Origin of the sequence: Moraxella sp. CTOTU47724 (genome assembly GCF_032014955.1) — a bacterium.
GTDB lineage: Bacteria > Pseudomonadota > Gammaproteobacteria > Pseudomonadales > Moraxellaceae > Faucicola > Faucicola tetraodonis.
In genome coordinates this window covers 1-11,267 of sequence record NZ_DALZSV010000067.1, presented here as the reverse complement: position 1 = coordinate 11,267, position 11,267 = coordinate 1, and the positions used below count along the sequence as shown (strand labels likewise).

At 45.7% G+C, this 11,267-nt stretch carries 10 protein-coding genes; 5 read left to right on the top strand and 5 right to left on the bottom strand.

Annotated features, from left to right (window positions below; genetic code table 11):
* The 5 genes from RTR63_RS10510 to rsfS all read left to right on the top strand — a co-directional run.
* Positions 1–786: acetate/propionate family kinase (locus RTR63_RS10510; RefSeq protein ID WP_312524135.1), on the top strand; the 786-nt coding region annotated here is incomplete at its 5' end.
* Between the two features lie 64 nt (positions 787–850).
* A complete protein-coding gene (gene pta, locus RTR63_RS10505) occupies positions 851–2,995 on the top strand; it encodes a phosphate acetyltransferase (protein WP_312524134.1) in 2,145 nt (714 codons plus the stop codon).
* A gap of 243 nt (positions 2,996–3,238) precedes the next feature.
* Positions 3,239–4,042, top strand: a complete 804-nt coding sequence (locus tag RTR63_RS10500; RefSeq protein ID WP_007115203.1) for an NYN domain-containing protein — start codon at positions 3,239–3,241, stop codon at positions 4,040–4,042.
* A gap of 65 nt (positions 4,043–4,107) precedes the next feature.
* Positions 4,108–4,863 carry a nicotinate (nicotinamide) nucleotide adenylyltransferase gene (nadD, locus tag RTR63_RS10495; protein ID WP_312524133.1) on the top strand — a complete coding sequence of 252 codons (756 nt, stop codon included), beginning with the start codon at positions 4,108–4,110 and terminating at the stop codon, positions 4,861–4,863.
* A 139-nt stretch (positions 4,864–5,002) separates the two neighbouring features.
* A complete protein-coding gene (gene rsfS / locus RTR63_RS10490) occupies positions 5,003–5,404 on the top strand; it encodes a ribosome silencing factor (RefSeq protein WP_050324756.1) in 402 nt (133 codons plus the stop codon).
* Between the two features lie 142 nt (positions 5,405–5,546).
* On the opposite strand, the gene RTR63_RS10485 is transcribed toward rsfS, so the two are convergent.
* From RTR63_RS10485 to RTR63_RS10465, 5 genes are all read right to left on the bottom strand, one after another.
* Positions 5,547–7,343 (bottom strand): FTR1 family iron permease, encoded by a 1,797-nt coding sequence (locus tag RTR63_RS10485; protein WP_312524132.1) that lies wholly within the window; start codon positions 7,341–7,343, stop codon positions 5,547–5,549.
* Between the two features lie 107 nt (positions 7,344–7,450).
* A complete protein-coding gene (efeB, locus tag RTR63_RS10480; protein ID WP_312524131.1) occupies positions 7,451–8,791 on the bottom strand; it encodes an iron uptake transporter deferrochelatase/peroxidase subunit in 1,341 nt (446 codons plus the stop codon).
* Positions 8,792–8,870: 79 nt separating this feature from the next.
* On the bottom strand, positions 8,871–9,755 hold the full coding sequence (efeO, locus tag RTR63_RS10475; RefSeq protein WP_312175591.1) for an iron uptake system protein EfeO: 885 nt from the start codon (positions 9,753–9,755) through the stop codon (positions 8,871–8,873).
* Between the two features lie 198 nt (positions 9,756–9,953).
* Entirely contained in the window at positions 9,954–10,709 is a 756-nt protein-coding gene (pstB, locus tag RTR63_RS10470) for a phosphate ABC transporter ATP-binding protein PstB (protein WP_050324753.1), read from the bottom strand.
* Positions 10,710–10,770: 61 nt separating this feature from the next.
* A partial coding sequence (locus RTR63_RS10465; RefSeq protein ID WP_312524129.1) for an ABC transporter permease subunit occupies positions 10,771–11,267 on the bottom strand: 497 nt, incomplete at its 5' end.

The window sequence follows — 11,267 nt, the reverse complement described above, 5'->3', positions numbered from 1 at the left end:
CCAGATTTGCCGCAAGTGGTCGTGTTTGATACCGCCTTTCACCAAACCATGCCCGCCAAAGCCTACCGCTATGCCATTCCAAAAGATTTGTACAATGAGCATTATATCCGTCGCTATGGTTTTCATGGTAGCTCGCACGCCTATGTTAGCCACCGCGCTGATAGCCTAGCCCCTCATCACCAAGCCAATGGTTGGATTACGGTGCATTTAGGTAATGGTTGCTCGTTAACCGCCGTGTATGATGGCAAAAGCTTGGACACCAGCATGGGTCTGACCCCGCTAGAAGGCGTGGTCATGGGTACGCGCAGTGGTGATGTTGACCCAAGTTTGCATATTCACTTACACCGTATTTTGGGCTATAGCCTTGACCAAATTGATACAATTTTAAATAAACAAAGCGGGTTGTTGGGCATTTCAGGTATCTCAAGCGACATGCGCACGGTGGAGCAAGCCGCCAATGAAGGCAACGAAGATGCCAAACTTGCCATCGAAATTTTCTGTTATAAAGCAGCCCGTTATATCGCTTCACTCAGCTGTGCATTACCGACTTTTACTGGCTTGGTCTTTACCGGTGGTATCGGTGAAAACAGCGCCTCAATTCGCCAAAAAATCTTACAAAACTTGCCGCATTTTGGCATCAAAGCGAACCTTGACAAAAATGCCGAACTCTCTCGCGGCGTAGAAGGTAGCTTCCACCAAGCCGACAGCCTACTGCAATTGTGGGTGATTCCGACCGATGAAGAATACCAAATCGCCAAAGAAACCAAAGAAGTCTTAGGTTTATAAACCCTCTCACCCTGATGACCCATCAGGGTTTTTAGTTTGAATAAAATAACAAATAGGAACTATCATGCAAACGATTTTATTTGTGCCTACCAGTAGCGGCATTGGCTTGACCTCAGCTTGTTTGGGTTTTATCCGTGCACTTGATTATATCGGGCTAAAAGCCGGATTTTTAAAACCCTTTAGCCAAAATATCACTGCCAATCATGAGAGTGATGACAGCTCAAGTGTGCTTGCAAAACATGCCTTTAACTTAAACCCGCCACCCTCCATTGACCGCAGCCGCTTAGAGCGCGTGATTGGGGATGGTCAGTTAGATGACTTGATGGAAGAAGTGGTTGCCAAACACCAAGCATTGGCTGAGCAATATGACGTTATCGTCTGTGAGGGTCTGGCTGCTGACAATGATTCAAGTTATGCAGAATTGGTGAATTTAGCCATCGTCAATGCGCTAGATGCCAAAGTTATCTTGGTCAGTAGTGGTGATATTGCAAACCCTGATAGTTTGGTAGACAAGCTAGATATTTTTGCCCGTGATTTTGGCGGTATGGCAAGCGAGCGTACGTTAGGCACGATTTTGATGCGCGTCAAAAACGTGGACAACCACTATGATGAAGCACCCGTCGCGCCTGGTAAAGCCAAAGTTGATTTGGCAGCGGAGCAGTTACAGGCGATTAAATCCCACTCGCCTTATTTTGACTCCGATAAATTTCGCTTGATTGGCGTAGTGCCTTTTAGCAATACCTTAAGTGTGCCCCGTACCTGGGACGTGGCTCGTGAGCTTGATGCCAAATGGCTCAATGAAGGCGACGCCAAAAACCGCCGTGTGCTCAATACTTTACTGGTTGCGCGTACCGTTGCCAATATTGAAGATTCTTTCACCCGTGGTAACTTACTGGTGACGGCAGGCGACCGAGACGATTTGATTTTGGCGACTGCGCTTAGCACCATGAATGGTGTACCGCTAGCAGGTCTTATTCTGACAGGCGGTATCGTGCCGAACCAAAAAATTATCAATCTGTGTCGCCCCGCTCTAAAAACAGGGATTCCTGTGATGCTGGTTGACACTGACAGCTTTGATACTGTTACCAAACTTAACCACATCAGCCATGAAATCCCCGCAGATGATACCACTCGCGCCAGTGAAGTCACCGATTTTGTCGCCGCGCATTTGGATTTGGACTGGATCAAAACCACTTTTAGTCAAGGCAACAACAACCGCAAACTCTCGCCTTCGGCTTTTCGTTATACCTTGGTCAAAAAAGCCCAAGCTGCCAAAAAAACCATCGTACTCCCTGAAGGCAATGAGCCCCGTACGGTTGAAGCGGCGGTCATCTGTCAGACTCGTGGTATTGCCCATTGTATCTTACTTGCCAAACGCAGTGAAGTCGAAGAGGTTGCCAAGAACTTGGGGCTCACCCTACCTGAAGGCCTGCAGATTCTTGACCCAGAAAGCTTGATTGACAAGTACGTCAAGCCTATGGTTGAGCGCCGTAAAGGCAAACTCGATGAACTACAAGCCCGTGAGCAGCTCAAAGACACCGTCGTACTGGGTACCATGATGCTGCACTTGGGTGAAGTCGATGGTCTGGTATCTGGCGCCGTACATACCACCGCCAATACTGTCCGCCCGGCGTTTCAGTTAATTAAAACAGCGCCGCAGTATTCACTGGTTTCGTCTATTTTCTTTATGCTACTGCCTGAGCAAGTGGTGGTGTATGGTGACTGTGCCATCAACCCAGACCCTACCGCAGAACAGTTGGCTGAAATCGCCCTACAATCCGCCCAATCTGCCAAAGCGTTTGGTATCGAACCCAAAGTTGCCATGATTAGTTACTCGACAGGGTCATCAGGTGAAGGCGCAGACGTGGATAAAGTGCGTCAAGCCACCGAAATCGCCAAAGCCAAAGCGCCTGATTTGCTCATTGATGGTCCGTTACAATATGACGCTGCCAGTGTCGCAAGCGTGGCAAAATCAAAAGCGCCAAATTCGCTGGTGGCAGGTCAAGCCAATGTGTTTATCTTCCCAGATTTGAACACTGGCAATACCACCTATAAAGCGGTGCAGCGCTCTGCCAACGTGGTGAGCGTCGGTCCTATGCTCCAAGGTCTCAACAAGCCTGTGAATGACTTGTCGCGTGGCGCCTTAGTTGAAGATATTGTCTATACCATTGCGCTCACAGCCGTTCAAGCCGATAGCGGTGAGTTTTAAGCGTTTATATTTAAAAAAAGGTGAGTTTGACACTCACCTTTTTGTTGTCTGTCACAATTGCCTGTCACACAGGATATCAGCTTAAATGCAATGCAAGGCTACTGTGCAACCACTCGCCTATTTTTTGCTGAATAGGCTATTTTCCCACCACTAGGCTAGTGCGCCACAATCTGTTATGCCCAAAAATTGCTTTATGGTAAAATGTCGCTCAACCACATCTAACTTTATCGCTGGGTGACCAACATGGCACATTCGCAGAACTATTCAACGAGCGTTGACGCCCGACTTGCCGTATTGATTGATGCTGACAATGCGTCAGTCAATCATCTTGATGCGCTGTTGTCTGAAATTGCCACGCTCGGGATTAGTAGCGTTCGACGCGCGTATGGTGATTGGACGCGCCCACAATTAAACAGCTGGAAAAATGTGTTACTGAGCTACTCTATTCAGCCGATCCAGCAATTTAGCTACACCACGGGTAAAAATGCTACCGATGCAAGCTTAATCATTGATGCGATGGATTTGTTGTATACCGAGCGTTTTGATGGGTTTTGTTTGGTGTCGTCTGACAGCGACTTTACCCGACTTGCCCAGCGTATTCGTGAGCAAGGGTTATTGGTGTATGGTTTTGGTCGTAGCACCACGCCCAAGCCTTTTGTGCAAGCCTGTGACCGTTTTACTTATCTTGAGTTTTTTGAAGAAAACCAAACCCCTTCGACGGTAGATTTTTATGACTCTGCTGATATGCTGTTCTCCACTAAAGGTAATCAGATGAAGCCTGTGGATGTCGCCATCACTTTGGTCAAGCTTGCCATCTCAAGTATGGCGGATGACCAAGGCTGGGCAAATATCGCACCTGTCAAAAACTATCTGCTAAAAGTCGAGCCCGATTTTGATGCGCGCTTGTTTAACTTTAACAAATTCAGTGATTTTCTACGTGCCTATCCGCGCTATTTTGAGGTACAAGAGCGCTACCCCAATGACAATCAGCATAAAGTAATTTTTGTGCGCAATGTACCAACCGATGAACCGCCAAACCAACCGTAAGATGCTGTAGTGATGATGAAGGATTTTAGTTTTCTTTGCCCTAAACTTGTGTTGGGCTTGTGGTTATGACAATGCCTCGCTGTATTCGTGTCTGGTTGGGTGGCTCATTTGATCCGGTACATTTGGCGCATTTACAGATGATTACGCATGTGTACCATGAGCTCATGCGCGCTTTCCCCAACGTTGATATCATCGCCAAATTACTGCCCACGGCGGGTTCACCCTTAAAAACCAAGCCAACTTCCAACCAGCAGCGCCTTGAGATGCTTGCACTTGCGATTGACGATATGGCTTTTTTGTCGATTGATGAGACTGAGCTGCAGTGTCAGCCACCTGTGTATAGCTTTCATACCTTGAGTGAATTTAAACAGCGTTACCCTAATGACCTACTGATTTTTGTCCTCGGACAAGACAGTGTTGAACAACTTGATAAATGGTATCGCGGCTTTGAGCTGCTTTCGCTGACCAATCTATGGGTGCTACCCCGTCCTGCCTTGGGCAGCCTTAGCCACAATTTAAGCCACACTTTACACCAAAACTTAAACCAAAATGCTTTGGCCAATACGGATAAACCCCCTAGTATAAATATTGATAATCGGCTAGTGCCTTTTATCATTCATTCGCCAAAAGACTTGATAAATCAAACCACTACCCATATCTATATTGATAAGTTTGTCGTGCCTGATATTGCCAGTCGTGATATCAGGGCTTGGATATACAGCACAGAAGCTGAGCAACGACAGCAAGCGCGGCTAAGTTTACCGAGTCAAGTTTATCGGTATATTGTTGAGCATCAGTTATATGCCCCACATGTAGCCTGATATTGATTTACATTTTTTGATAACCTGTGTGTTAGATTTTTGTTAAAATAGCGCACTTTTTTTAGGATTGTCATGATCCTATTTTAAGCTACTCTTATAACCTAATCATTATGACCCAATCCATGGAACCCACGCATTTATGACCGATACCCAATTTGCTAGTTTAGTCAATCAACACCCTGCCCACCAACAGTTAACCACTTGCCTTGACATCGTTCAAGATGCCTTGGATGATCTAAAAGCCAAAAACATTACCGTACTCGATGTTGCTGATATGACTGAAGTCATGGAGCGTATCGTGATTGCCGAAGGGACATCTACCCGCCACCTTAAAGCGGTTGCCGACCATGTCGCGATGAAAGCGAAGCAAGCAGGATTTAATCCGATTGGTGTGGAAGGTCAAGGCACCAGTGATTGGACCTTGATTGATTTGGGCGCTGTGGTGGTGCATGTGATGATGCCACAAGCCCGCACGTTTTATGACCTAGAAGGCTTATGGCAAGGTCAATCGCAGCGCGAGCGTATGGAAAAAACGGCGTAGTGTAGTCTATAGCCTAGTTTAGGCTACACTATTATATAAACTATGGCTATACAAGCTATGCGTTATAAACTAAGCGCTACAACCAAATGGGTAAACAAGTTTTACCCATTTTTTTATGGCGTTAATTATCTTTGATTAAAGGTTATGCCAATGCAGCCGTTTGCTGACGTTGATGGTTTTTCATCCAAAGATTGATGGCGATTACAATAATAACATAGCCGATTTGTGCCAAAAATGTCTGTAGTGTCGGGTAAAATCCCAAAGATTCAATGGCGGGCAAGCCGCTCATGGCAGTCATCGGTAGACAACCCGTCAATTGCAGCGCGTGCAAACTGACACCTAAAATCTTAAAGCCCAGTAGGTAAATCACCCAAGTTAAGACTTTAAACAACTGTGGAATCGGTAATTTGACTGAGGTTTTTAGCATCACCCAAGCCACTGCTGCCAGTGCTACAAGCGCCAAACCAATCCCAGTTAAGAAATTACTCATGCTGATATTGGGTAATATACCGACATAAAACAATATGGTCTCTGCGCCTTCTCGAAACACGGATAAAAAGCTCAATCCAAATAACGACGCAAAGCTACCCGCCGTCATGGCTTGTCCCATATGACGCTTGATATAAGCGTTCCATGATTGGACGGATGATTTGCTATGCAGCCACGCGCCAATGCCAATCATCATAATGACCGCAACGATGCCGATGACGCCTTCAAACATCTCACGATTGGCGGCAGAAGTCACCGCAGGGAATAATAGCTGTAATGCCATCGCGCCTGCGATACTGGCAAGTAAGCCAAAAGCGACACCAGCATACACCCATTTTTTGGCTTTGACTTGTTTGGCAGCGGTTAAAGCCGATAACAGCGAGATGACAATCAATAAGGCTTCCAACCCTTCTCGAAGCAATATCAGCATCGAGTCAACCGCGGTATATTGGGCTGTTGGATTGATTGCTGCCAATTCATTGATAATCGATTGCAGTGTTTGCTGCTGTTTAGGGTCTTGCCCCTTCGCCATGGCTAGCGGGATTTGACTTTCCACCCGATTATATAAACTGGGGTTACGCGTACTAACATCGCCTTCGACCGTTGGCCATATACTAATAAACTCGCCTAATTTTGCTTGACCAGTCGCTGCGTCGTTTGTTTTAAACGCCTGTAAACCATCGCGCAGTAACTGGATACTATCCGCCAAGGTGACTGTTTGTGTGGTTTGTACAGCGGCTACGTCACCTTTGTTATAACTGTCGATGGCGTCTTTTAGCGCAGCAGATTGGGTTTTGATTTGCGCCATATTGATGGGTTGGGTTTCAATCGCCACTCGCATCAGCGCCATGGATGTTTCGATTTTGCCATAGTGTCCCATACTGGTATTGCGTACGACCCGCTCATTACCTAGCCAAACTGCATTAAACTGGTTGTAAGCCGCCCGTAAAGCTTCGACATCTGTCGGTGCTGCCCGTTGTATGACTTGATTAAGATTGTCATACGCAGGTACCATTTTTTTGGCAAACTCTTTTCGCTTACCGCTGTAATCTACAGGATTTTGTTCTTTTTCAAAAGCATATAATGCATTTGACACGGCTGATAAATTGGCTTCTGTGGGATTATTGATGGCTTGCTCAATCGCTTGGCTTGTCTGTTGCCCAAGCGTGGGGTTTTTTGCCGTTGCATCTATGGCATCAAAGGCTGTTTGAATTTGCGCAAGGGTGTCCTTGGCTTTTGAGGTATCATTGGCTTTAATTGCCGCCATCGCGTCTGATAGCTTAATAAAAATAGGGCTTAAATTCAGCTTTTTGCTGGCTGGTTGACTGGCTTGCGACGCTATCTGGGCGCTTGCAGGCGTTGGTTGCTGCGCTTGTAAGCCTTGACTGGTGATGAGCAGCGAACTGGCTAGGCCAAAACTTAGCAGGGTTTTTTGGGTGATGTTTTTCATGAGTAGCTTTTTAACCGTCTGTTTTTAAGCGTGTTTTTTGAACCGCCTATTTTTAAGCGTGTGTTTTGAACCGTCTATTTTTAACTGATGCAGGTTGCATTTTAACCTTAAGCTTCAAATAATGCTTGTCCAATATAGCCACCCTGCGGAATACCACCGAAACAAGCAAATAGCCCACTGCCAATGTGGGTGGTGTATTCATTCATTTTATCAAGACGACCTAGGGCATTTTGGATGATGATAAATTGCTCGGGCGATTTTTGAAATGAAATAAACAGCAGCCCTGAATCAAACTGCCCCGTGGCTGGGTTAATGCCGCTACTGTAAGAATACGAACGGCGTAGCATCTCCACGCCTGTGCGTTTTGCCAGTCCCATGTGGGAAATTTCAGGTATCACTGCTTTACCCTGCGCGTCTTTGGCGTGCACATCAAAGGTGTCAAATTCGCCTTTTTGTCCAATCGCCGCACCGCTGTCACGATGTCGACCAAAGGTGTCTTCTTGACCTTTAAGCGAGGTGCGATCCCAAGTTTCAAGATGCATTTGGATGACACGGGTGACCAAATAAGTGCCGCCTTTCATCCAATCGGGTGCGTCCGCCCATAAGTTTTTGTCCGCAGCTTTGATGGTGCTTTGGTTGGCGGTGCCGTCTTTAAAGCCGAATAAATTACGGGGCGTATGGTTGCCGGTATCAAACCCAACAAAACCTGACTGACTCCAACGCATGGTGATATTAGAACGGGCTTGGCGAACCAGTTGCCGTACCGCATGGAACGCCACTTGGGCATCTTCGGCGCAGGCTTGAATACAGATATCACCGCCCGTCAAGTTTTCTCGTAATTGATCGCGTGGGAACTTGGGTAAGTCTTGGAATTCTTTGGGCTGCTTATGGGCAAGTCCCATTTTTTTGAGAAAACTTGGGCTAATACCAAAGGTCAACGTCAATCCGTACGCGCCCATGCTGTCTGCTTCGCCTGTGTCGGTCGGGGGCACAAACGGGTTTTTTTCATACGCTTTGATGTTTTTACCTTGCGTCAAATTGGCCGCATAGGTTGTCCAGTCTTTGAACATCTGTTTGACATCGTCGAGCTTGTCGGTATGTAAATCCATCACCAAAAAATAAATATTACGCTGTGACGGCGTGGTAATGCCTGCTTGGTGTTCGCCATAAAAATCATATTTGACATCGGCAAAACTATTTTTGGTAGTATTGGCATCACTACCAGCATGTTTAGGATTTTCGTTTTTATCGCTATCTTTGGACTGATTGCCATCCAAAGCTTGCAAGTTAGGTAAGTTTTCGCTTGGTTTTTGCTGACAGGCTGACACGGCTAAACCTGCGCCTGCGATACTGAGCGCACCAAATTGGCGTAAAAAACTGCGACGATTTGAGGTTTTTAGTCCTAATCCTGTTTCTTGCGCTTGCTTATCTAATTTACTATGTTTCATACTGCCCCTAACTTGCTACTGACCTTTTTATTCCACCCTAAAACCGTAAAGTGAAGCAATTTTTTGCTTCACCTTTGACTTATTGCAATACAATGCCCATCTGCGCTAAGGGTTCACCGAGTTTATTCACCGCCTCAGCTAGCGCTTTGGTATCTGCAGGGGTTAGCTCTTTATAGGATTTATAATCTTGTTGCCCGACTTGGTGCTTGGCAAGTAGTTGGTTGACTGCGCCAAATTTTTGCTCAAGCTCCGTGACTAACGCTGGGTTTTTAGCTTGGATTTTTGGTTTTAAAATGGCAAATATTTTCTCGGCACCTTCAATATTGGCTTTAAAATCATACAAGTCTGTGTGCGAAAAAATTTCTTCTTCGCCGGTGATTTTGCTCGTTGATACTTCATTGAGCAAATCTACTGAACCTTGCACCATCAAGTCGCCTGTGACCTCTGCCGTCGGAATTTTGGCGTGCAATTCTTTGACATCTGCAATCAGTTGTTTACCCAGTTTTTCGGTGCCTTTGGTGGTATTTTGTGTCCACAAGATTTTTTCAATCGCATGGAAGCCTGTCCATACTTCATTAGGCTCAAGGTCGGCTTCACGGTTGTCGATACGTGGGTCAAGGTCGCCAAAACTTTCAGCAATCGGCTCTGAGCGCTCATAATACATGCGTACTTTTGGGTATAACGCCTTCGCCTCTTCTAATTTACCCGCTTCGAGCAGTGCGACAAATTTTTGGGTATCGGCGAGCAAGCTATCAATTTGGGTTTGTACCCAAGCTTTGTATTCCGCCGTTTCTTTACTCAAATCAACTGAGCTCTGCGCCGACGCTGTGACTGCAGAAGCGTTAGTCGTTGCACTTGCAGCAGGTGCTACGTCGGTTTTTTGTTCGGTTTTTTGGCAAGCCGTCAAGAGTAATGCAGATATCGCTAGAGGTAATATTGATAAGGTAAAAGTACGGCTCAACATAAAACATCCTTAAAAGTAAAAAGTGATAAAAAATAAAAAAATAATGACAATTGGCGAATTATAGGGTAAATGAGAATCGTTATCAATATTTATTTTGCTCTGATTGAGCTTAGAAGTTTAAGCAAAAAAATACCCCGCACCAGCGAGGTATTGTGATGGGCTAAATGATGAGCAGATAGCCAATAACGAAAAAATAGCTTAGCCGAATTTACCCGTAATGTATTCTTCAGTTTCTTTACGGTCTGGGTTGGTGAACATTTTATCGGTATCCCCCATTTCCATCATTTCGCCTAAGTACATAAACGCGGTATAGTCAGACACCCGTGCCGCTTGCTGCATGTTGTGGGTGACGATGGCGATGGTGTAATCATTTTTTAGGTCTGAAATCAAATCTTCAATTGAGCCTGTTGAAATAGGGTCAAGGGCCGAGGTGGGTTCATCTAGTAGCAATACTTCAGGACGGGTTGCCACACCGCGGGCGATACACAGACGCTGCTGCTGACCACCGGACAATGACAGACCCGATGCTTTAAGTTTATCTTTGACTTCATTCCACAGTGCCGATTTTTTGAGCGCCCATTCAACGCGCTCGTCTAGCTCAGCGCGGCTTAAGCTTTCGTACAGACGCACACCGAATGCCACGTTGTCATAGATTGACATTGGAAATGGCGTTGGTTTTTGGAATACCATACCCACGCGAGCACGCAGCAAGTTGACGTCCACCGATTTATCCAAGATGTTTTGTCCATCTAGGTTGATTTCGCCCGTGGCACTCATGCCTGGGTAGAGGTCATACATGCGGTTAAAGGTACGCAGTAACGTTGATTTACCACAGCCTGACGGTCCGATAAACGCGGTGACTTTTTTGTCAGCGATATCGATGTTGATATTTTTAAGGGCTAAAAATTTACCGTAATAAAAATCTAAATTACGAATTTGCATTTTTGCGGTCATGATGAATACCTTAATAAAATTTGTTTGATACTAGCAAATAGCTTTAATCTTCTATTGATCATCAATGTGATGATTGCTCTTTACCACTTAGCGCACGTGCCAAAATATTCAATGTTAATACCGCCAAGGTGATGAGTAACGCACCTGCCCAAGCCAATTGGTTTGAAATAGGGTATGGTTGGCTGGCGTATTGATAAATCACGTTTGGTAAGTTGGCAATGGGTTGACCCATATCGGTACTAAAGAATTGGTTATTAAGCGCGGTAAATAGTAACGGCGCGGTCTCACCCGAGATACGCGCAAATGCCAGTAAGATACCTGTTAATACCCCAGTTTTGGCAGCACGTAAAGTAACGGATGTTACCAGTTTCCATTTTGGCGTCCCTAACGCATAAGCTGCTTCACGTAATGTATTGGGAATTAGACGGAGCATATTTTCGGTGGTACGTACCACCACAGGAATAACCAAGAGCGCTAAAGCCATTGCACCTGCCCAACCTGAGAAGTTACGACCTTGTACCATGAGCGCAAAAATAAATAAACCAATCACAATCGATG